The sequence below is a fragment of the Nocardioides sp. F233 genome (assembly GCF_057813895.1).
This window is the reverse complement of record NZ_JBVASH010000001.1, coordinates 709,493-731,125: the sequence shown is the minus strand read 5'-3', so window position 1 is coordinate 731,125 and position 21,633 is coordinate 709,493. Positions and strand designations below refer to the sequence as shown.

General features: G+C 73.5%; 21 protein-coding genes. 15 read left to right on the top strand and 6 right to left on the bottom strand.

The features are described from left to right. Positions 1-48 precede the first annotated feature (48 nt). The 3 genes from ACZYRU_RS03460 (at position 49) to ACZYRU_RS03450 (ending at position 2,921) form a co-directional block, all read left to right on the top strand. Positions 49-939 carry a diacylglycerol/lipid kinase family protein gene (locus tag ACZYRU_RS03460; RefSeq protein ID WP_488955681.1) on the top strand — a complete coding sequence of 297 codons (891 nt, stop codon included), beginning with the start codon at positions 49-51 and terminating at the stop codon, positions 937-939. A gap of 19 nt (positions 940-958) precedes the next feature. Continuing rightward, positions 959-2,650, top strand: coding sequence for a lysine--tRNA ligase (gene lysS, locus ACZYRU_RS03455; RefSeq protein WP_488955680.1), 1,692 nt, complete (start codon positions 959-961; stop codon positions 2,648-2,650). Between the two features lie 97 nt (positions 2,651-2,747). Continuing rightward, positions 2,748-2,921, top strand: a complete 174-nt coding sequence (locus ACZYRU_RS03450) for a hypothetical protein (protein ID WP_488955679.1) — start codon at positions 2,748-2,750, stop codon at positions 2,919-2,921. Between the two features lie 253 nt (positions 2,922-3,174). On the opposite strand, the gene ACZYRU_RS03445 is transcribed toward ACZYRU_RS03450, so the two are convergent. Beyond that, positions 3,175-3,594 carry a DUF3151 domain-containing protein gene (locus ACZYRU_RS03445; RefSeq protein WP_488955678.1) on the bottom strand — a complete coding sequence of 140 codons (420 nt, stop codon included), beginning with the start codon at positions 3,592-3,594 and terminating at the stop codon, positions 3,175-3,177. Positions 3,595-3,652: 58 nt separating this feature from the next. Between ACZYRU_RS03445 and ACZYRU_RS03440 the strand changes: the two genes are divergently transcribed. Continuing rightward, positions 3,653-5,131 (top strand): DHA2 family efflux MFS transporter permease subunit, encoded by a 1,479-nt coding sequence (locus ACZYRU_RS03440; RefSeq protein ID WP_488955677.1) that lies wholly within the window; start codon positions 3,653-3,655, stop codon positions 5,129-5,131. A 29-nt stretch (positions 5,132-5,160) separates the two neighbouring features. Here ACZYRU_RS03440 and ilvA read toward each other — a convergent pair whose 3' ends face one another. Then, positions 5,161-6,453, bottom strand: a complete 1,293-nt coding sequence (ilvA, locus tag ACZYRU_RS03435; RefSeq protein WP_488955676.1) for a threonine ammonia-lyase IlvA — start codon at positions 6,451-6,453, stop codon at positions 5,161-5,163. Positions 6,454-6,457: 4 nt separating this feature from the next. After that, positions 6,458-7,489 (bottom strand): class II fructose-bisphosphate aldolase, encoded by a 1,032-nt coding sequence (gene fbaA / locus ACZYRU_RS03430; RefSeq protein ID WP_488955675.1) that lies wholly within the window; start codon positions 7,487-7,489, stop codon positions 6,458-6,460. Positions 7,490-7,602: 113 nt separating this feature from the next. On the opposite strand from fbaA, the gene ACZYRU_RS03425 reads away from it, so the two are divergent. From ACZYRU_RS03425 to ACZYRU_RS03415, 3 genes are read left to right on the top strand one after another with little or no spacing between them, the layout of a single operon-like run. Further along, positions 7,603-8,199 carry a hypothetical protein gene (locus tag ACZYRU_RS03425; protein WP_488955674.1) on the top strand — a complete coding sequence of 199 codons (597 nt, stop codon included), beginning with the start codon at positions 7,603-7,605 and terminating at the stop codon, positions 8,197-8,199. Continuing rightward, entirely contained in the window at positions 8,196-8,693 is a 498-nt protein-coding gene (locus tag ACZYRU_RS03420) for a SigE family RNA polymerase sigma factor (protein WP_488955673.1), read from the top strand. Before ACZYRU_RS03425 ends, ACZYRU_RS03420 begins: the two co-directional genes overlap by 4 nt. A 13-nt stretch (positions 8,694-8,706) precedes the next feature. After that, positions 8,707-9,276: a hypothetical protein gene (locus ACZYRU_RS03415; RefSeq protein ID WP_488955672.1), complete on the top strand. Its 570-nt coding sequence runs from the start codon at positions 8,707-8,709 to the stop codon at positions 9,274-9,276. A gap of 22 nt (positions 9,277-9,298) precedes the next feature. Here ACZYRU_RS03415 and ACZYRU_RS03410 read toward each other — a convergent pair whose 3' ends face one another. Further along, positions 9,299-9,946: a TrmH family RNA methyltransferase gene (locus ACZYRU_RS03410; RefSeq protein WP_488956241.1), complete on the bottom strand. Its 648-nt coding sequence runs from the start codon at positions 9,944-9,946 to the stop codon at positions 9,299-9,301. An 85-nt stretch (positions 9,947-10,031) separates the two neighbouring features. Here ACZYRU_RS03410 and ACZYRU_RS03405 point away from each other — a divergent pair, with 85 nt between their 5' ends. The 7 genes from ACZYRU_RS03405 to ACZYRU_RS03375 all read left to right on the top strand — a co-directional run bounded on the left by ACZYRU_RS03405 (position 10,032) and on the right by ACZYRU_RS03375 (position 18,594). Then, positions 10,032-10,772 carry a DedA family protein gene (locus ACZYRU_RS03405; protein WP_488955671.1) on the top strand — a complete coding sequence of 247 codons (741 nt, stop codon included), beginning with the start codon at positions 10,032-10,034 and terminating at the stop codon, positions 10,770-10,772. Positions 10,773-10,858: 86 nt separating this feature from the next. After that, on the top strand, positions 10,859-11,290 hold the full coding sequence (locus ACZYRU_RS03400) for a VOC family protein (protein WP_488955670.1): 432 nt from the start codon (positions 10,859-10,861) through the stop codon (positions 11,288-11,290). Between the two features lie 141 nt (positions 11,291-11,431). After that, positions 11,432-12,727, top strand: coding sequence for an SWIM zinc finger family protein (locus tag ACZYRU_RS03395; protein ID WP_488955669.1), 1,296 nt, complete (start codon positions 11,432-11,434; stop codon positions 12,725-12,727). Next, a complete protein-coding gene (locus tag ACZYRU_RS03390; protein WP_488955668.1) occupies positions 12,724-14,073 on the top strand; it encodes a DUF5691 domain-containing protein in 1,350 nt (449 codons plus the stop codon). Before ACZYRU_RS03395 ends, ACZYRU_RS03390 begins: the two co-directional genes overlap by 4 nt. Then, entirely contained in the window at positions 14,070-15,182 is a 1,113-nt protein-coding gene (locus ACZYRU_RS03385) for an ATP-binding protein (RefSeq protein ID WP_488955667.1), read from the top strand. Before ACZYRU_RS03390 ends, ACZYRU_RS03385 begins: the two co-directional genes overlap by 4 nt. After that, positions 15,143-17,404, top strand: a complete 2,262-nt coding sequence (locus ACZYRU_RS03380; RefSeq protein ID WP_488955666.1) for a DUF5682 family protein — start codon at positions 15,143-15,145, stop codon at positions 17,402-17,404. Before ACZYRU_RS03385 ends, ACZYRU_RS03380 begins: the two co-directional genes overlap by 40 nt. After that, positions 17,401-18,594: a VWA domain-containing protein gene (locus ACZYRU_RS03375; RefSeq protein ID WP_488955665.1), complete on the top strand. Its 1,194-nt coding sequence runs from the start codon at positions 17,401-17,403 to the stop codon at positions 18,592-18,594. Before ACZYRU_RS03380 ends, ACZYRU_RS03375 begins: the two co-directional genes overlap by 4 nt. 129 nt (positions 18,595-18,723) lie before the next feature. Here ACZYRU_RS03375 and pyrE read toward each other — a convergent pair whose 3' ends face one another. Further along, positions 18,724-19,266: an orotate phosphoribosyltransferase gene (gene pyrE / locus ACZYRU_RS03370; protein WP_488955664.1), complete on the bottom strand. Its 543-nt coding sequence runs from the start codon at positions 19,264-19,266 to the stop codon at positions 18,724-18,726. A gap of 27 nt (positions 19,267-19,293) precedes the next feature. Between pyrE and ACZYRU_RS03365 the strand changes: the two genes are divergently transcribed. Beyond that, positions 19,294-20,466 (top strand): pyridoxal phosphate-dependent aminotransferase, encoded by a 1,173-nt coding sequence (locus ACZYRU_RS03365; protein WP_488955663.1) that lies wholly within the window; start codon positions 19,294-19,296, stop codon positions 20,464-20,466. Positions 20,467-20,484: 18 nt separating this feature from the next. Here ACZYRU_RS03365 and ACZYRU_RS03360 read toward each other — a convergent pair whose 3' ends face one another. Next, positions 20,485-21,546 (bottom strand): hypothetical protein, encoded by a 1,062-nt coding sequence (locus tag ACZYRU_RS03360; protein ID WP_488955662.1) that lies wholly within the window; start codon positions 21,544-21,546, stop codon positions 20,485-20,487. Positions 21,547-21,633 lie beyond the last annotated feature (87 nt).

Genomic DNA, 21,633 nt, shown 5'->3' with positions numbered 1-21,633 from the left:
CGCGCACGGCGTACGTCGGCAAGTTCTGCCAATCCCTAGGGTGGACGCGTGGCCACGAGACTGCTGCTGATCACCAACAGCGACGCGGGTACGGCGGACCGGGAGGCCGTCGACGCCGCGTTGGCGGTGCTGCGGGAGGGTGCCGAGGTCGAGGTCCACGCCACGTCCTCGCCCGAGGAGCTCGACGACGTGCTGGCGAGTGCCCGCGACCGCACGGTCGTCGTCGCGGGCGGCGACGGCAGCATCCACGCGGTGGTCCAGGCGCTGCACACGCGCGGAGAGCTCACCGACCGGACCGTCGCCCTGATCCCGCTCGGCACGGGCAACGACTTCGCCCGCACCCTCGGCCTGCCGCTCGACCCGGCAGAGGCTGCGCGGATCGTGCTGACCGGCACCCCGCGCCCGACCGACGTCGTCGTCGACGAGGACGGGCAGGTCACCGTCAACAGCGTCCACCTCGGCGCCGGCGCGGAGGCGGGCAAGCGTGGCGCGCGCTGGAAGGAGCGGCTGGGCAAGGTGGGCTACCCGATCGGAGCCCTGCAGACCGCGCTCAACCCGCCGAGCCTGCGGGTCCGGGTCGAGGTCGACGGCGAGGTGGTCGTCGACGTCGACCAGCCGGTGCTCATGGTCGCCGTCGGCAACGGCGCCTCGGTGGGCGGCGGCACCGAGCTCACGCCCGACGCAGAGCCGCACGACGGCCAGGTGGACGTGCTGGTCGCGACGCCGCGCGGCCCGGTCGCCCGGCTCGGCTACCTCGTCCGGCTGCCGTTCGGGCGGCACGAGGAGCACCGCGACGTCCGCATCGTGCGCGGCCGGTGGGTCCGGGTGAGCGGCACCCCGTTCGAGTGCAACAGCGACGGGGAGATCGACGGGCCGGTGCGGTCCCGGACGTGGCAGGTCCAGCCGGCGGCGTACGCGATGGTGGTCCCCCACCGCTAGCGCAATAGGCTTGCGAGCCGTGGCACGAGGACAGAGCAACCAGCAGCAGGACCCCGCCGACTGGGTGACCCGGACCGCCGACCTGGCGCTCCGGCACGCCGAGCAGGTCAACGGCGGCAGCCTGCCCGACCTGGTCACCTGCGCGTCCGGCATCAGCCCGTCCGGGCCGATCCACCTCGGCAACCTGCGCGAGTTCCTCACCGTGCACTTCGTGGCCGAGGAGATCCGCCGCCGCGGCATCGACGTGCGCCACCTCCACAGCTGGGACGACTACGACCGGTTCCGCAAGGTTCCGGCCGGCATCGACACCGCCTGGAACGAGCACATCGGCCGCCCGCTGTCCGCCGTCCCCGACCCGACCGGTGAGTTCGCCAACTGGGGTGAGCGCTACAAGGCCCCGCTGCGTGCCGCGCTCGTCGAGATGGGCTGCGACATGGTCGAGGTCGACCAGACCGTGATGTACCGGTCGGGCGCCTACCGCGAGCAGGTGCTCACCGCGATCCGCAAGCGCGGCGAGATCGAGACGGTCATGTCCCGGTTCCGCACCAAGAAGGCGGAGGGTGCCGAGGAGGCCGGCGAGTCGACGGCCGAGGACGACGACGCGGGCCACGGTGCCAGCGAGGACCTCGCCCGGTTCCCCTACAAGCCCTACTGCCGCGGTTGCGGTCGCGACACGGTCACCCTGACGTCGTACGACGACGAGACGACCGACCTCGCCTACACCTGCGACGTGTGCGGCGACTCGTACGTCACCAACGTCGCCACCCAGGACGAGGGCAAGCTGGTCTGGAAGGTCGACTGGCCGATGCGCTGGACCTTCGAGGGCGTGCACTTCGAGCCCGGCGGCGTCGACCACGCGTCCCCCGGCTCGTCGTACACCGTCGGCAAGGAGATCGTCGGCCCGATCTTCGGCGGCACCGCGCCGTCGTTCGTCGGCTACTCGTTCGTCGGCGTCGCCGGGATGCCGAAGATGTCGTCGTCCAAGGGCGGCGTGCCCACCGCGGCCGAGGCGCTGCGGATCCTCGAGGCCCCGATCCTGCGCTGGCTCTACGCGCGCCGGCAGCCCAAGCAGGCGTTCAACGTCGACTTCGGGCAGGAGGTGCTGCGCCTGTACGACGAGTGGGACGCCCTCACGAAGAAGGCCGCCATCCCCGAGAAGCGGGACGCCGCGGTCCTCGCCTGGGAGCGGGCCTCCGCCACGTCGACGGCCGGCACGCTGCCGACCCCGGCGGTCGTCGTACCGTTCCGGATGCTGTCGTCGGTCGCCGACGTCACCGCCGGCTCGCGGGAGATCACCGCCCGCACCGTCGGCGCCAGCGAGGCCGACCTCGAGCCGCGGCTGGCGAAGGCCGCCACCTGGATCACCGAGTACGTCGACCCGGAGGAGCGCACCACGGTCCGCGAGACCGCCGACGTCGAGCGGCTCGCGAACCTGTCCGAGGACGAGGAGCTCTGGCTCGGCCAGCTCCTCGACCGGCTGCCGGACGCCTTCGACTCGACCGACGAGCTCACGACGCTGATCTACGGCGTCCCCAAGCTCGCCCGTGGGCTGGCCATCGAGGACGCACCGACCGAGCAGGTCAAGGGCGACCAGAAGGCGTTCTTCAAGCTGCTCTACAACCTGCTCGTCGACGCCGAGCGCGGTCCGCGGCTGCCCACGCTGTTCGCCGCCCTCGGGCCGGAGACGGTGCGCTCGCTGCTGGCTCCCTGAGGTTTTTCTCCGAATCCGCGTGATGAACGCCGCTGGATCACGTCCGGTGAGGTGAAGAGGTTCCACGGAACCTCCACGTCTCGGACAAGGAGATCTCATGCGGACCACCCCACTGACCCAGAAGCACCGCGCGACCGAGCCGGTGCCGGCGGCCGAACGCCCCGCCTCGACCCGCGCGCACCGCGGCTCACGCGCCACGGACCTGCCGATCGCGGCCGCGCTCGGCCTCATCCTGCTGGTCGTCGCCGCCTGGCTGGCCGTGCGGGGCTGAGATGACGCTCTGGCTGTCGTCGCTCGGCGCGGCACTGAACGCGCTCGTGATCGACCCGGTCCGGCGGCTCGTGCGTCACTGACGAGCCCTGAGCTCGTCGAGTAGGCCGAGCCCCTGGGCGAGGCCGTATCGAGACGCCTCACCGGAGTCTCGATACGGCGGCCACCTGCGCTCGCAAGCTCGCGCACCCGCGCCTACTCGACCTGACCGCCTGATCCGCGACCCTGCTCGTTCCTCGCAGGGTCGCGGGCGGTCACAGCAGCTCGTCGTACGCCGTCGGGCTGGAGTCGCGCAGGAAGGCGGAGCAGCGCTCCCACTCGTCCGTCTCGCCGATCGCCCGCGCCGCGAGGGCCAGCAGCGCGAGGGCCCGCAGGAAGCCGCGGTTGGGCTCGTGCTCCCACGGGACCGGGCCGTTGCCCTTCCAGCCGTTGCGGCGCAGCAGGTCGAGCGAGCGGTGGTAGCCGACGCGGGAGTACGCGTAGACCGTCACGTCGTCGGCGCCCTGGTCGCGGGCCTGCTCGGCGAAGGCGGCCCAGGCGAGGGGCGAGGCCGGCAGTCGGCGTACGACGGCCGCGGGGGCCTGGCCCTCGGCGAGGAGCGCCTCGGCGGGGTCGACGGGCAGGTGGGTGGGCGGGGGGCCGGCCATCAGGTCGGTGCCGGGCGTGATGCTCATGGACCCATTCTTGCCGGAGCGGGAAGCGGTGTCGGTGTGCGGGTGTTGACTTGTCCTCGTGACCCGGAACGCACCCTCACCGACATCCACCGAGGTCCCCGGGCAGGAGCCGAACCCCTGGCCGGCCCTGTGGGCCCTGGTCCTCGGCTTCTTCATGATCCTGGTCGACCTGACCATCGTCACCGTCGCGACGCCGACGATCATCGACGAGCTCGACGCGTCGGTGAACGACGTCGTCTGGGTCTCGAGCGCCTACATGCTGGCGTACGCCGTGCCCGTGCTGATCACCGGACGCCTCGGTGACCGGTTCGGGTCGAAGTACCTCTACCTCGCCGGCCTCACGGTCTTCACCCTCGCCTCGCTGTGGTGCGGCCTGACCACGACCGTCGACGGGCTGATCCTGGCGCGCGTGGTGCAGGGCTTCGGCGCGTCGATGATGACGCCGCAGACGATGGCGATCATCACCCGGATCTTCCCGCCCGCCCAGCGCGGCAGCGCGATGGCGGTCTGGGGCGCCACGGCCGGCGTGGCGATGGTGGTCGGCCCGGTGCTCGGCGGCGTGCTCACCGACGGCCTCGGCTGGGAGTGGATCTTCTTCGTCAACATTCCGGTCGGCCTGGTCGCGTTCGCGATGGCCTGGCGGCTGGTGCCGGCACTGCCCACCCACGCCCACCAGTTCGACTGGCTCGGCGTCGTGCTGTCCGGTGCGGCCATGTTCCTGCTCTGCTTCGGCATCCAGGAGGGACACCAGAAGGACTGGGCCGGCTGGATCATCGCGATGATCGCGGGCGGCACGGCGCTGCTGGTCGCCTTCGTCGCGTGGCAGCGGTTCAACCGGGCCGAGCCGCTGGTGCCGCTCGAGCTGTTCCGCGACCGCAACTTCTCCGTCTCCACGATCGCGATCACCTGCATGGGCGCGATCGCCGCGTCCTTCGGCTTCCCGCTGATGCTCTACGCCCAGGCCGTCCGCGGCTACTCCCCCACCGGCGCCGCGCTGCTCCTGCTGCCGATGGCCGTGATGTCGATCCTGCTCGCCCGCCTGGTCGGCCGCCTGTCCGACGAACAGCACCCCCGCCGGGTCCTCGGCTTCGGCTTCGCCACCAGCCTGGTCGGCTTCCTGGTGCTGATGTGGCGCCTCGGGCCCGACGTCGCGGTCTGGGAGCTCGCCGTACCCATGGCACTGATCGGCATCGGCAACGCCTTCATCTGGGCCCCGACCGCCACCACCGCCAACCGCAACCTGCCGATGCACCAGGCCGGTGCGGGGGCGGGCGTCTACAACGCCACCCGCCAGGTCGGATCGGTGCTCGGTGCAGCCGCGATCGCCGTCCTCATGGACAGCCGCCTCGCCCACTACCTCCCCGGCGCCGCCGCCCACGGCGACGCCGGCGCCGCCCAGATCCTCGACCCCCACGTCGCCGAGCTGTTCAGCAGGGCGATGCAGCAGTCGCTGTGGCTGCCGACCCTGATGTACGTCGTCGGCCTGGTCGCGGTGATGTTCTACGAGCGGCCGCGGCACGAGGGCTTCGGGCACTGACGGCGGTCGGAATCGCCGTCAGGGAGGACTCAGGACAGCACGAACCCGAACAACGGGCTGTCCGGCGGGACCTTCTGCACCCGCAGCCGCGACTCCTCCATCCGGGCCAGCAGGCCGGTGAGGTCGTGGGGCGACTGCATCTCGATGCCGACGAGGGCGGGGCCGGTCTCGCGGTTGTTGCGCTTGGTGTACTCGAAGAGCGTGATGTCGTCGTCGGGCCCGAGCACGTCGTCGAGGAACCGGCGCAGGGCGCCCGGCTCCTGGGGGAACTCGATGAGGAAGTAGTGCTTGAGCCCCTCGTGGACCAGGGCCCGCTCGACGATGTCGGCGTAGCGGGAGACGTCGTTGTTGCCGCCGGACACGATCGCGACGACCCGGCTGCCGGGCGCGAGCCCCTCGAGCCCCTCCCCTGACGGCAGGCGCAGGGCGGCCGGGGCCAGGGCACCGGCGGGCTCGGCGATGATGCCGTCGACCTGGTACAGGTCGAGCATCTCGACACAGATCAGGCCCTCGGGCACCGCGACGACGGACAGGTCGACGGAGTCGCGGGCTGAGGCGACGGCGCGGTAGGTGAGGTCGCCGACGCGGCGTACGGCGGCGCCGTCGACGAACGGGTCGACGGAGTCGAGCTCCACGGGGCCACCGGCGGCCAGGGCGGCGGCGAGGGAGGGAGCGCCGGCGGGCTCGGCCGCCAGGACGCGTACGCCGGGCAGCCGCTCGCCGAGGACGGTGAGGGACCCGGCGATCAGGCCGGCGCCGCCGACAGGGAGCACGAGGGCGTCGGGCTGCCAGCCGAACGAGGCGGCCTGGGTGAGGATCTCGGCGGCGACGGTGCCCTGCCCCGCGATGATCCCGGGGTGGTCGAACGCGGGCACGGAGGTCGCGCCGGAGGCGGCGGCGAAGTCGGCAGCAGCGACGGCCGCGTCGTCGTACTGGTCACCGGCGATCACGACCTCCACCTGGTCACCACCGAGGGCGGCCACCCGGTCGCGCTTCTGCCGCGGAGTGGTGCGGGGCAGGAAGATCGTGGCGTGCACGCCCGCCCGGGCGCAGGCGAACGCGACGCCCTGGGCGTGGTTGCCGGCGCTCGCGCAGGTCACGCCCCGGGACCGCTCCTCGTCGGAGAGGCCGGCGAGCACCGTGTAGGCGCCGCGGGCCTTGTAGGAGCGGACCGGGGTGAGGTCCTCGCGCTTGAGCCAGACGTCGTACCCGGTCAGCGCCGAGAGCCGGTCGGCCCGCTGCAGCGGGGTCGGCGGGATGACCGTGCCGAGCAGGCCGGCCGCCCGATCGACGTCCGCCGCGGTGGGAAGCTCCGGAGCCAACGACTCAGCCGACGGACTTGCCGGCCGAGCGCAGGTTCTCGGTGGCCTCGACGATGCGGGCAGCCATCCCGGCCTCGGCGGCCTTGCCCCACGCACGCGGGTCGTAGGCCTTCTTGTCGCCGACCTCGCCGTCGATCTTCAGCACGCCGTCGTAGTTGCGGAACATGTGGTCCGCGGCGGGGCGGGTGAAGGCGTACTGCGTGTCGGTGTCGATGTTCATCTTCACGACGCCGTAGTCGACCGCAGCGGCGATCTCCTCGGCCGTCGAGCCGGAGCCGCCGTGGAAGACGAGGTCGAACGGCTTCGCGCCGGCGGCCAGGCCGAGCTCGGCGACGACCGCGGCCTGCGCGTCGCGCAGGATCTCCGGGCGGAGCTTGACGTTGCCGGGCTTGTAGACGCCGTGCACGTTGCCGAAGGTCAGGGCCGTCAGGTAGCGGCCCTTCTCGCCGACGCCGAGCGCGCGCACGGTCGCGAGCGCGTCCTCGGGGGTGGTGTAGAGCTTCTCGTCGATCGCGCCGACGACGCCGTCCTCCTCGCCACCGACGACGCCGACCTCGATCTCGAGGATCACGTTGGCCGCGGCGGCCTTCGCGAGCAGCTCCTCGGCGATCTGCAGGTTCTCGGCCAGCGGTACGGCGGACCCGTCCCACATGTGCGACTGGAACAGCGGCGCCTCGCCCCGGGCGACGCGCTCGGCCGAGATCGCGAGCAGCGGCCGGACGAAGCCGTCGAGCTTGTCCTTGGGGCAGTGGTCGGTGTGCAGCGCGATGTTGACCGGGTAGTTCTTGGCGACCTCGGCGGCGTACGCGGCGAAGGCGACCGAGCCGGTGACCATGTCCTTGACGGACGGGCCGGAGAGGTACTCCGCGCCACCGGTCGAGACCTGCAGGATGCCGTCGGAGCCGGCGTCGGCGAAGCCCTTGAGCGCCGCGTTGAGCGTCTGCGAGGACGTGACGTTGATGGCCGGGAAGGCGAACGAGCCGGCCTTCGCGGCGTCGAGCATCTCGGCGTACTTCTCAGGGGTGGCGATGGGCATGCGATTGGCTCCTGCGCAGGGTGCGGTGACGTCCGCCTCAACCTACCGTGACAACCGATCGCCGTCGGCGTGCGTATCCCTGCTTGAGTGAACCCCCACACCCTGGAGGACAGATGCAGGACATCACGGACCGGCTCGACGCCGAGCTCCGCACGCCGCCGCCACCGACCTTCGACGTCGCCGCGACGGTGGGCGCCGGGCGGCGCGCCGTACGACGGCAGCGGCTCGCCCGGGGCGGCGCCGCCCTTGCGCTCGCGCTCGTTCTCGGCGGCGCCGGTCTCGCGGTGACCTCGCAGTTCGGGGGCACGCAGGTCGACGGGTCGGTCCAGGTCGCGGCCGGCGTCTCCGCCGAGGGGCTGGCGCCGACGAAGGGCCTCGTCGACGACTTCCCCGCTGGCTACGACCCGCAGGACGACCACGTGGTCCTGGTCCGCGACGGCTGGGAGGTCGTCGAGCGGGTCGAGGACCCGGTGACCGGGCTGGTCTCCAAGAACGACAGCGGGAAGGTCACCGACTCGGTCGCGCTGAGCCTGCGCGAGGGCGACACCACCGTGTGGGTCGTGCTGTGGCACTTCGCGAAGAGCGGCGACCTCCCCAACTCGCAGGGCGGTGGCGGCGTCTCCGATGACACCACGCAGGCGGGCTTCGACACGCTCACGAAGTGGATCGCCCACCAGCGGACCCTGACGTTCACGAAGGACGCCCAGTGAGGCGGGCCGAGCGCGAGGCGGCGTACGTCGAGTTCGCCACCGCCCGCCGCGACCAGCTGCGCCGGATCGCCTACGGCATGTGCGGCGACTGGCACCGCGCCGACGACCTGGTGCAGACCGCGCTGGTCCGGCTGTACGTCGCGTGGCCCCGCGTGTCCCGCAACGGCACCGAGGACGCGTACGTCCGCAAGATCCTGCTCAACGCGGCGATCGACGAGTCGCGGCGCGCCGTACGCCGGGAGGTACCGACCGAGACCCTGCCCGACCTGCCGGCCGCCCCGGGCCTCGGCGTCGAGGAGCGCGACTCGCTCGTCGCCGCACTGCAGCGGCTGCCGGCCCAGCAGCGCGCGGCCGTGCTGCTGCGGCACTGGCTCGGGCTGCCGGTCTCCGAGGTCGCGGCCGAGCTCGGCATCTCCGAGGGGACCGTCAAGAGCCACACCTCGCGCGGGCTGCACGCGTTGCGGGGTTTGCTGACGGGCGCCGAGCCGGGCTGAGATGCTGGCCGGCGTGCGCGTGGCTCGGGCGGTCGTCGGTGGCGGCCTCGTCCTGTTCGCGGTCCTGTACGTCGTGGGGTGGGCCCGTGCCTGGAACCACGTCGAGTACCTGCGCAGCTACGCCTCCACCTGGGAGGAGGTGCTGTGGCTCGGAACCTCGGTGGCCGTGGTGGTGGCCGGAGTGCTCGTGTCGGTCACCGCGGTGGGGCTGCTCCGGGCCCGGGAGCCACGTCGCTGGGTCATCTGGGCGACTCTCGTCGCGCTCACCGCCGCCGGCGCACTACCCGCCGTGCGGGCGATGACCGTTCCCCGCTCGGAGCTCCCCGTCCTCATGGATCCGTTCCGCGACCACGGGCCGGGCGGGGCGCTCTACGTCCCCCTCGACGACGCCCTGGTCTGGCGCAGCGCCACGCTGCCGTTCACCGTGCTGGCGCTGCTCTGGGCCTGCCCGCTCCTCGTCGCCGAGCTCGCCCGCGCCGGCACCGCCCGGCGCATCGTCGCCGGAGTCGGAGTGCTGTGCGTCCTCACCGGGGCCTTCCTGCACAGCCTGCTCGCTGCCGCCTCGATGGCGGCCTTCGCCTGAGCCAGCCGATCCCCCGCCGAGCTCAGCCTCGCCAGGCCTCGTCGCTGCCGAGGTCGGCGTGCTGGCGCACCCAGGAGTGCATCGCGATCGCCGCCGCGGCCGACGCGTTGATCGACCGGGTCGAGCCGAACTGCGCGATCGAGAAGGTGCCGTCGCAGGCCTCGCGGGCGCCGTCCGAGAGCCCCGGCCCCTCCTGCCCGAAGAGGAAGCAGACCCGCTCGGGGATCTGCATCGTCTCCAGGTGGGCGGAGCCGGGGAGGTTGTCGATCCCGAGCAGCGGTACGCCGGACGCGGCGAGGTAGGCGTGCAGGTCGGCGACGCTCGGGTGGTGGCGGACGTGCTGGTAGCGGTCGGTGACCATGGCGCCGCGGCGGTTCCAGCGGCGGTTGCCGACGATGTGCACCTCGGCGGCGAGGAAGGCGTTGGCGGAGCGGACGATGGTGCCGATGTTGAAGTCGTGCTGCCAGTTCTCGATGGCGACGTGGAAGCCGTGGCGGCGCCGGTCGAGGTCGGCGACGATCGCCTCGACGGACCAGTACCGGTAGCGGTCGACGACATTGCGCCGGTCGCCGTCGCGGAGCAGCGCCTCGTCGTACACCTCGCTCCCGGGGCCCTCCGGCCACGCCCCCGGCCAGGGCCCGACACCGACCTCGGGCTGCCCGTGGGGCATCGGGTCGTACGGCGCCCGCTCCTCCTCATCCACGGATCGCACCCTAACGACCACCCCGTTGGGCAGCGGCCGGTAGCGTGGCGTCGTGAACTCGCTGGTGGCGACCCCGTTCGTCGTACCCATGCTGCTCGGCATCAAGTGGCTCGACCCCGAGTGGCTGCAGCACGAGTACGGCACCACCTTCATCTGGATCGCCATCGCCATCGTGTTCGTCGAGTGCGGACTGTTCTTCCCGTTCCTGCCCGGTGACACCCTGCTGTTCGCGCTCGGTCTGTTCATCGCGGGCAGCAACAAGACGGGGTACTCCGTCGTCGGGATCTCCAACGAGCCGGTCGAGCTCGTCATCGCCTGCGTGCTGCTCGTGGTCGCCGCGTTCGCCGGCAACGTCGCGGGCTACGAGATCGGCCGCAAGCTCGGCCCGCCGCTCTACGAGCGCGACGGCCGGATCCTGAAGAAGAAGTACTTCGACAACACGAGCGCCTTCTTCGACAAGCACGGCAACAAGGCCCTGGTCATCGGTCGCTTCGTGCCCTTCGTGCGCACCTACATCACCGTCGTCGCCGGTGTCACCCTGATGGAGCGGCGCCGCTTCTTCACCTGGAGCGCGATCGGCGCCGTGCTGTGGGTCATCTCGATCACGCTGCTCGGCTACTTCCTCGGCGCCGCGATCCCGGCGCTCGGCGAGAACATCGACTACGTCACCCTCGCCATCCTCGCCTTCTCCGCCGTCCCGATCGCCTGGGAGTGGTGGCGTCACAAGCGCCCCGGCGCCAAGGGCCGCAAGGCCGAGGACCCGGAGCCCAAGGTCGACTCGCCCGTCGAGTGATGACGGGTGTCGGTGGTCGGCGCGATGATTTCTGACGCGGCCGCCGGTCCACTCCGGCATCCACCCCAACCACCCCGGGAGCAACCATGGCGATCAACCTCAACCCCTACATCAACTGGCGCGGCCAGGCCCGCGAGGCGATGGAGTTCTACCAGTCCGTCCTCGGCGGCGAGCTCAACGTGATGACCTTCGCCGACATGGGCGGCACCCAGATGGGCGTCGCCGAGTCCGAGGTCGGCTGGGTGATGCACTCCGCCCTGTCGGTCTCCCCGTCGGTCCTGCTGATGGGCGCCGACCACCCCTCCCATGTCCCCGGCGAGCCGCAGACGCAGCAGGTCAGCATCAGCGGCCCGGCCGAGGACGGCGACACGCTGCGTGCCTGGTGGGAGGGCCTCACCGACGGCGCCACCGTGATGCAGCCGCTCGAGCAGGCGCCCTGGGGCGACAGCTTCGGGATGCTGAAGGACAAGTACGGCGTCGACTGGCTGGTCAACATCGCCGGCGCGCCCCAGGAGTGACGGCTGGGCCGGGTTCCGAGCCCGGCTCCCCCATCCGGCGGCGAGTGATTCACGTTGAATCACTCGCCGCCGGGGTTTTCCGTCGGGCGCAGCGAGCGCCCAACCGACACCGTCGGATCCATCCAGCATGATGGGCGCACCATGCCCCGCTGGAACCTCCAGGCCGTCGAGAAGGCCGCCCCGGACGCCTCCTCTCTGACCGCCGCCCGCAAGCTCGCGGTGCCGGGCCCCTGGTCGGAGACGGGCAGCACGGACACGCTCGTGTGGGGCAAGTGCCAGGGCAGTGGGAAGTCGCCGTACCAGGTGTCGATCGACCTGGCCGGGCCGGCGTACCGGTGCAGCTGCCCGAGTCGGAAGTTCCCGTGCAAGCACGCGCTGGCACTGCTGCTCCTGTGGGTGCGCTCGGACGGGGCGGTGGCCGAGGCGGCGGAGCCGGCGGGGTTCGCGGGCGACTGGGCGGCGACCCGGGCGGAGCGGGCGGCCGGAGCCGCGGCGGCGGAGGCAAGGCGGCCGGTCGACCCCGAGGCCCGGGCGAAGCGGATCGAGGAGCGACGCTCGACGATGTCGGCGGCCCTCGAGGACTTCGCGCAGTGGCTGGCCGACCTGGCGCGCAGCGGTACGGCGACCACCCGCCGCCAGCCGTGGACCTGGTGGGACACCGCGGCGGCGCGGCTGGTGGACGGCCAGGTGCCGGGGCTGGCCGAGCGGCTGCGGGACATGGCAGCGGCGGTGGGCAGCCGGGAGGACTGGGCCGAGCACCTGCTGACCGAGGCCGGCCGGTGGTGGCTGGCGGTGCAGGCGTGGCGCCGCTGGGACGAGCTGGCGCCGGAGACGCAGGGCGACCTGCGCACCTACCTCGGCTGGTCGTGGGGCGCCGACGACCTCGCCGACCCCGAGCCGGCAGCGGGCTGGCAGGTGCTCGGCGCGCACCGCGACGAGACCGGTCGGCTCAAGGAGCAGCGCACCTGGCTGCGCTCGGTCGCGACCGGTGAGCTGGTGCTGGTGCTCGACTTCGCCGGCGGCCCGCAGCCGCTGCCGGTGCCTCAGCTCGACGGCAGCGTCGTCGACGTACCGCTCGTCCGCTACCCCGGCTCGGCGCCCACCCGTGCCCGTTTCGCCGCCTCCCCCGCGCCCCTGTCCCTCGACACCGCGCTGCCGACCGGCGGCTCGCTCGCCGAGGCCCGCGCGGCGCTGACCGACCTGTGGCGTCGCAACCCGTGGGCGGTGCGGGTGCCGGCGGTGGTACGGGGCCGCCTCGTCCCGCCGTACGACGGTGCGCCGGCCACCTTCGTCGACGAGTCCGGCGACGCGGTCGACGTGCTCGGCCCGGACCCGTGGGATGCGCTGGCCGCGACCGGCGGTGCGGTGACCGACGTGTTCGGGGAGCTCGAGGAGCGGGGCCTGCGGCCGCTCAGCCTCGCGGGGGTGGACGCGTGAGCGCCGTCCCGACCTGGTGGCAGCAGACCACCGCGGCCGCGCTGCTCGGCACCGAGCGACGCGAGCCGCCGGCGCTGCCCCACGACCTCGGCGTCGCGGCGCGACCCGACAGCACGCCCGAGACGGCGCTGCTCGATGCCGCCGCCGTCGGCGGTGCGCTGCTCCGCGCCGACCTGCCCGCCCGACCGGCCGGCGACCTCCCGCAACCAGCAGCACCCGACACCACCCCGCTCGCGCCACCCGCCGCCGTCCAGCTGCTGGGCCTGCTCGTCAGCCAGCCGCCGGTCGCCGCGCGGCTGCGTCCGCTGGCGCTCGAGCACTGGCTGCTCGTCGCCGCCGACCGCGGCGTCCGGGTCCCGGCCCGCGCCCTGCCGCGGCTGCTCGCGCTGGTCACCCAGCAGCCCGACCTGCGTGCCGCCACCCGACCGGTCCTCGGCGAGCGCGGCCGCTGGCTGGCCGGCCTGCGCCCCGACTGGCGATGGGTGCTGGACGGGGAGCCGGCACCCGCCGTACCCACGCGGCTCTCCCCCGACGACTGGCGCGCCCTCCCGGCCGCCGTCCGCGCCGACGCGCTCCCGGCCGACGACCTCGACCTGCTCGAGTCGGCGCTCGACGACCGCTCCGACAAGGTACGACGCCAGGCGCTCGCGCTCCTCGACGCGGCTCCCGGCTCGGCGCGGGCCGCCCGGATGGCCGCCCGGCTGCGTCCGCTGCTGGCGCCGACCGGTCGGCTCCGGCGTGGTCTCGAGGTCGCCCTGCCGACCGAGCCCGACGCCGCCGGCGTACGCGACGGGCTGACCACGACCCGTGGGGGCTCGCAGCGGGAGCGGTGGCTGGAGCTGATCAGCGCCGGGGCACCGCTCTCGGTGTGGACCGACGCGACCGGCAAGGACGCCGCCCACACCTGGCCGCTGATCACCCAGCCGGCGGCGCGGTCCGGCGTGCTGCGGGCGGTCCGGGCCCGTGCCGACGTCGCCTGGGCCACGGCGGCCGTGGCCGACAGCCCCGACCTGCTGGCGTACCTCCCCGCCGCCGACCAGGACGCGACCGCGCTCCAGCTGCTGCGGGCGACGAAGGCCGCCGCCGGGGTCGCGGCGGTGGTCCGCCACGTCGCGGCGCCGTGGAGTCCCGCGCTCAGCGCCGCCGTCGTCGACGTCCTGCGCCACACCGCCCCGGCCGCCGGCTCGGCCTCCGTGGCGCTGCCGACCCTCGCGGCCGGCCTGCACCCCTCGGTCCGGCCCGCGGTCTCCGCCTGGGCCCGCACCGAGAACCGGTGGGGCTCGCTGCCCGCCGATCTCGACCAGTACCTGTCCTTCCTACCCGCGATCACGGAGGCCTTCCGATGACCCTCACCGAGCCGACCGGCACCGAGCCGACCGACGGGGTGCTGCGCCAGCACGCCGAGGACGAGTACGCGGACGAGCTCGCCGCACTGGCCGCGGTCGACGACCGGCCGCGGCCGCCGCAGTGGCGGCTGTCGCCGTGGGCGGTGACGACGTACCTCCTCGGTGGACGGCTCGACGACGGCACCGAGATCAGTCCCAAGTACGTCGGCGCACGCCGCCTGATGGAGATCGCCGTCGCCTCGCTGGCGACCGACCGCGCGCTGCTGCTGCTCGGCGTACCCGGCACGGCGAAGTCCTGGGTCAGCGAGCACCTCGCGGCGGCGATCAGCGGCAGCTCGACGCTGGTGGTGCAGGGCACCGCCGGCACCCCGGAGGAGTCGCTGCGGTTCGGCTGGAACTACGCGCGCCTGCTCGCCGAGGGACCCTCGCGTGACGCGCTGGTGCCGAGCCCGGTGATGCGCGCGATGGAGACCGGCGCGCTGGTCCGGGTCGAGGAGCTCACCCGGATCCCGGCCGACGTGCAGGACGCGCTGATCTCGATCCTCTCGGAGAAGACGCTGCCGATCCCCGAGCTCGACGACGAGGTGCAGGCGCGGCGCGGGTTCAACGTGATCGCGACCGCCAACAACCGCGACAAGGGCGTCAACGAGCTGTCGTCGGCGCTCAAGCGCCGGTTCAACACCCTCGTGCTGCCGCTGCCCGACAGCCTCGGCGAGGAGGTCGAGATCGTCCGCACCCGGGTCGCCTCGATCGGCCGCGGCCTGGAGCTGCCCGACGAGCTCGCCGCCACCCCCGAGATCGAGCGGGTGGTGACCATCTTCCGCGAGCTGCGCGGCGGGATGACGCTCAACCAGCGCACCACCGTGAAGTCCCCGTCGAGCACCCTGTCCACCGCCGAGGCGATCTCGGTGATGACCAACGGGGTCGCCCTCGCCGCCCACTTCGGGGACGGCGTGGTCCGCGCCGACGACCTCGCCGCCAGCATCACCGGCGCGGTCGTCAAGGACCCGGTGCAGGACTCGATCGTGTGGCAGGAGTACCTCGAGACGGTCGTCAAGGACCGCCCCGAGTGGGCCGACCTCTACCGCGCCTGCCGGGAGCTGACCTGACCACCACGCCGCGGACCGGGGCCAGGGTCGAGGTCCTCGGCGTCCGCCACCACGGCCCGGGCTCGGCGCGCTCGGTCGCCGGCGCGCTCGAGGAGCTCGCCGCGGACGCCGTCGTGATCGAGGGACCTCCGGAGCTCGACGCCCTGGTCCGGTACGTCGGCGAGGGGCTCGTGCCGCCCGTGGCGGGCCTGGCCTACGCGACTGCCGAGCCCTGGCGGGCCGCGTTCTACCCGATGGCGGCCTTCTCCCCCGAGTGGGTCGCGCTCACCTGGGCGGTCGAGCACGGCGTACCCGTCCGGTTCGCCGACCTGCCCGCCGCCCACGCCCTCGCTCCCACCGAGGATCCCGACGAGGCCAAGGACAACCAGGAGCGCACCGATCCGATCAGCCTGCTCGCCACCGCGGCCGGGTACGACGATCCCGAGCGCTGGTGGGAGGACGCCGTCGAGCACCGCGCGGAGTCGTCGCTGGCCCGGTTCGCGCTGCTGCGCGAGGCGATGGCCGAGGCCCGCGCGACCGGCCCGGTCGGCGACGACAACCTGCGCCGCGAGGCGGCGATGCGCAAGGTGCTGCGGGCGACGATCAAGGAGGACCACGAGCGGATCGCGTTCGTGTGCGGCGCCTACCACGCGCCCGCGCTCGAGCCGGCGAGCTTCCCGTCGCAGGCCGCCGACAACAAGCTGCTGGCCGGGCTGCCGAAGGTGAAGGTGACCGCGACCTGGGCGCCGTGGACCGCGGGCCGGCTGGCCTACGCGAGCGGGTACGGCGCCGGCGTCACCTCGCCCGGGTGGTACCAGCACCTGTTCGCCTGCTGGGCCGAGGACCGGCCCGACGACGTCGTCCCCGGCTGGCTGACCCGGGTCGCCCGGGCGCTGCGCGACGACGGCCTCGACGCCGCACCCGCGACGGTCGTCGAGGCGGTGCGGATGGCGCAAGCCCTGGCCGCCGTGCGGGGCCGCCCGACGGCCGGCCTCGACGAGCTGATGGACGCCAGCCAGACCGTGCTCTGCGGCGGCTCGGCGGTCCCGCTCGGGCTCGTGCAGCGGCAGCTGGTGATCGGCGAGGAGCTCGGGCAGGTGCCCGACGCCGTACCTCTCGTGCCGCTCGCCGAGGACCTCGCCCGCACCCAGCGCCGGCTCCGGCTCAAGCCGTCCCCGACGCCCACGACGATCACCCTCGACCTGCGCAAGGAGGGCCAGCTCGAGCGCTCGCGGCTGCTGCACCGGCTCGCCCTCCTCGGCATCCCGTGGGGCACGGCCGGCGACGCCGGCCGCACGACCGGCACCTTCAAGGAGGCCTGGGACCTCGAGTGGCAGCCGGAGTTCGCGGTCTCGCTGGTCGAAGCGGGGCTGCTCGGCACGACCGTCCTCGGCGCCGCGGAGACCCGGGTGCAGGAGGCGGCCGCTGCCGCGACCGACCTGGCGACGCTCGGCCGGCTGGTCGAGTCCGCGCTCGTCGCCGACCTGCCCCGTGCCCTCGCCACCGTGGTCGACGCCCTCGCCGCCGCCACGGCCCACCAACACGACACCCGCGCCCTGCTCGACGCCGTCGAGCCGCTGGCCCGCACGCAGCGGTACGGCGACGTGCGACGCGCCGACCTGGGCCGGGTCCGCGAGGTGCTCGCCACCGTCGTGGTCCGGTCGGCGGTCGAGCTGCGGGCGGCCTGCAGCGGGCTCGACGACGACGCGGCCGCCGCGCTGCGCGGCTCGATCGACAGCGCCCAACGTGGGATCGCGCTGGTCGGCGTCGGCGCCGACCGGTGGCGCGAGGCGCTGGCCGGCGTGGCCGCCGACGACCGGGTGCACGGCTCGGTCGCCGGCCGGGTCAACCGGATCCTGCTCGACGGCGGGCACCTCGCGGCCGAGCGGGCCGCCGAGAGACTCAGCCGCCAGCTGTCCGTCGGTGCCTCCCCGGTCCACGCGGCCGCATGGCTCGACGGCTTCCTCGAGGGCGAGTCGGTTCTCCTGCTGCACGATCCGACGCTGCTGGCAACGGTGGACGAGTGGGTCGGCCGGGTCGACGAGTCCGTCTTCGAGGACCTGCTGCCGCTGCTGCGTCGTACCTTCGCCCGGTTCCTGCCCGCCGAGCGCCGCCAGGTCGCGAGCCGGGTCCGCAACCTCGACCACGACCACACCGACGTCGTACCCGACCTCGACCTGGTCGCCGGTCGCGACGCCGCCCGCCGGGTGGCCTCGCTCCTCGGCCTGGAGGTGAGCGCATGACCGATCCCCGCGACCGGCCGACCCGCTGGCGGCTGGTCCTCGGCGGCGACGAGGCCGATCCCGACGACGTCCACCTGTCCGCGGAGGACCTGGTCCGCGACCGCGCCCTGTCCCAGCTGTACGACGGCTCCGGCGACGGCTCCGGCCGCCCGGGGGGCCCGCGTCGCGGCGGGCTCGGCCGCTCCGCACCCGGCGTGAACCGGTGGCTCGGCGACATCCGCACCTACTTCCCGTCCTCGGTGGTGCAGGTGATGCAGGCCGACGCGATGGACCGGCTCGGCCTCCACGAGCTGCTGCTCGAGCCCGAGACGATGGCGGCGGTGCAGCCCGACCTCAACCTGGTGACCACCCTGGTCGGCCTCAACCGGGTGATCCCCGAGCACAGCCGCACGACCGCCCGCGCGGTCGTCCGGGCGGTCACCGACCAGCTCGAGGAGCGGCTGCGCAGCAAGACCGTCCAGGCGGTCTCGGGCGCCGTGGACCGCGCCTCGCGCACGCGCCGGCCCCGGCACCACGAGATCGACTGGCGGCGCACCATCGCCGCCAACCTCAAGCACTACCTGCCCGAGTACGGCACCGTCGTGCCCGAACGGCTCCACGGCCACGCCCGCCGCAACCGGCAGACCCAGCGGCACATCATCTTGTGCATCGACCAGTCCGGCTCGATGGCGGAGTCGGTCGTCCACTCCAGCGTCTTCGGCGCGGTCCTCGCCTCACTGCGCGCCGTGTCGACGCGACTGGTCGCCTTCGACACCGAGGTCGTCGACCTCACCGACGAGATCGAGGACCCGGTCGACGTGCTGTTCGGCGTCCAGCTCGGCGGCGGCACCGACATCAACCGCGCCCTCGCCTACTGCCAGTCGCTGATCGAGCGGCCCGAGGAGACGGTCCTCGTGCTGATCAGCGACCTCTACGAGGGCGGCATCGCCGAGGAGATGCTGCGCCGGGCCAACGCGATCACGTCCTCGGGCGCGGTCATGGTCGCGCTGCTGGCGCTGAGCGACTCCGGGGCGCCGTCGTACGACGCCACGCACGCCGCCGCCCTCGCCGCGATCGGCGTCCCCGCCTTCGCGTGCACGCCCGACCAGTTCCCCGACCTGATGGCCGCGGCGATCGAGAAGCGCGACCTCGCCCAGTGGGCGGCGGCCAACGACATCGTGATCGCGAGCGCGGTCGAGGAGGACGACTGACGTCGAAGCCCGTCGGGCGCCCCGCGTGATCTGGACCGAGTGGAGCGAGCGAGGAACGAGCGAGCGGAGGGAGGGAAGATCACGCGCCCGAAGGGCGCCCGACATGCCGGAGCGGAGCGACGGCCAAGATCAAAGAGCGGCTGCGCGCGCCTCGTCCAGCTCGGCCTTGGTCAGCACGGCGCGGACCTCGAGCTCGACGTCGGCGAGCGGGTTCTCGCCGGCCGGGCTGCGGTCGATCGCGCACACGACCGTCTCGACGACCGCGCCGCCCGCGCGCAGGGCGTTCGTCGCGTCGCGGACCGCACCACCGGTGGTGATGACGTCCTCGATCAGCACGACCTTGCGGCCGTCGTACGACGGACCCTCGGCGAGCTTCGCAGTGCCGTACTCCTTGGCCTTCTTGCGGACGAACACGACCGGCAGGCCGACCAGCTGGCTGACCGCGGTCGCGATCGGGATGCCGCCCATCTCCAGGCCGCCGAGCAGCTCGGCGTCGGCCGGCAGCAGCTGGGCGACCTCGCGCGCGACGCGGGCGAGGAGGAGCGGGTCCGCCTCGAAGAGGTACTTGTCGAAGTACTCGTTGCTGACCTGGCCCGACCGCAGCACGAACTCGCCGGTGAGGCGGCAGGTGGCGTCGATGTCGGCGGCGAGGGCGGTGTCCGTGGTCGTCACGCCCGTAGGTTATCTATCGTCGTCCCCATGCCTGCTGCTGCCCGACGCGTCGCCGGGATGGGTACGACCATCTTCGCCGAGATGTCCGCCCTCGCCGTCCGGACCGGCTCGGTCAACCTCGGCCAGGGATTCCCCGACACCGACGGTCCCCCGGTCATCCTCGACGCGGCGGTCGCGGCCCTGCGCGGTGGCGCGAACCAGTACGCACCCGGCCCCGGCGTCCCCGCGCTGCGCCAGGCGATCGCCCGCCACCAGCAGCGCCGCTACGGCATCGAGCTCGACCCGGACCGCCAGGTCGTGGTGACCACCGGCTGCACCGAGGCAATCGCGGGCGCCCTGCTCGGGCTGGTCGACCCGGGCGACGAGGTGGTCGTGCTCGAGCCCTACTACGACTCCTACACGGCGATGATCGACTTCGCCGGCGGCGTACGACGACCGGTCACCCTGCGCGCTCCGGACTTCCGGCTCGACCCGGCCGAGCTCGAGGCCGCGGTGAGCGAGCGGACCAAGCTGATCCTGCTCAACACCCCGCACAACCCCACCGGCCGGGTTCTCGACGCCGACGAGCTGGCCGCCGTCGCCCGGGTCGCGATCGCCCACGACGTGCTGGTCGTGACCGACGAGGTCTACGAGCACCTGACCTTCGACGGCCGCCCGCACGTGCCGATCTCGACGCTGCCGGGCCTGGCCGTGCGCACCCTCACTCTCTCCAGCGCCGGGAAGTCCTGGTCGGTGACCGGGTGGAAGGTCGGCTGGGCGACCGGACCGGCCGAGCTGGTCGGGGCGGTGACCGCCGCGAAGCAGTGGCTCACCTTCACATCGGGCGCGCCGCTGCAACCGGCCGTGGCCGCGGCCCTCGACGCCGGGGACGACTTCCCGACCGGCCTCGCCCGCGACCTGCAGGCCCAGCGCGACCAGCTGGTCGCCGGGCTGCGGGCGGCCGGGCTGACGACGTACGTGCCCGAGGGGACCTACTTCGCGACCACCGACGTGAGCGCGCTCGGCTGGACCAGCGGCGGCGACTTCTGCCGTGCGCTGCCCGAGCGGGCCGGCGTCGTCGCGATCCCGTCGGAGGTCTTCTACGACGACCCGGACGCGCCCGGCAGCGGCCGGCACCTGGTCCGGTGGGCGTTCTGCAAGAAGCCCGAGGTCATCGCCGAGGCGGTACGCCGGCTCGGCGCGGCCGACCTGCGGGCCTGATCTCCGCGCTGGGCGGGCTCAGCGCCCGGCGTACCAGCGTGCGACCTCGGGCCGCAGCAGCAGGCTGGTGGTCCCGGCGAGCGCGGCGACGAGGATGACCAGCGGCCAGGCGCCGAGCGCGAGGAAGAGCGACACCGCGGCGCCGCTCGCGGCGCCGACGGCCAGCACGATCCGGGCCCAGTTCTGGCCGATGAACGCGAGCGCGGCGAGCACGATCGCCCCCAGCGCGCATGCGGTGACGCCGGCCAGGAGGACGTAGATGCCGGCCACCAGGTCCTGCTCGGTGACCTGCGAGCGGTCGATCCAGGACGGCTGGTCCTTCATCACCTCGGCGAACAGCTTCTCACTGTTGGCCGACACGTAGGCGACCATCCCGGCAACGAGCAGCACGATCGTGACCGCGACGACACAGGTGATCGCGCACGCCGCGACCAGGGCCGGCGGCCGGGCGCCGACCACGGGACCGCGAGCCGGCGGGGCGACCCCCGTGACGGGGCCGGCCACGGGTCCGGGCAGGTGGCCGGGCTGGTGCCCGGACTGGCCGGGCTGGCCGGGCTGGCCCGGCTGGTCGAACCGGGACGGCGGGACGGGGCGCGTCGCGGACCGGTTCGCGCCGAGCCGCGCGGCCTGGCGCTCCTCGAGGCGCTGGACCCAGGGCCGGCCGGCGTACCAGTCCCGGGTGGGCTGCAGCCACAGCAGCACGATCCCCGCGAGCACCATCGGCGCCAGGAAGCCCGCGGTGGCCAGGCCGCCGACGAACAGCAGCGGCGAGAGCGCGGTCAGCGCGATCCGGGCGCTCGCCGAGCGCTTGAAGACCTGGACGCCCAGGATCGCCGACGCCGTCGCCGCGCCCGCGCCGATCATGCAGAGCACCCGGATCATCGTGGCCAGCCCGTCGGCGTCGAGGCCGAGGTCGGCGGTCATCGGCTCGGTGAGGACCTTCTGCAGCTCCTCCTGCACCGCCAGGGTGTGGAGGGTGGAGATCCGTTGCCACGCGGCGAGGACGACGAACACCGACCCGCCGATGATCAGCGCGCCCGCCAGCGTCGCCTGGCCCGGCCGGGGTTGCTCCTCGCTCATGGCTCCATTCCACCAGACCGGGCCACACGGCGTACTTCCTGACGTGTTCTTGCGCATCCTGCCCGTTGCAACAGTCAGGAGGCGTCG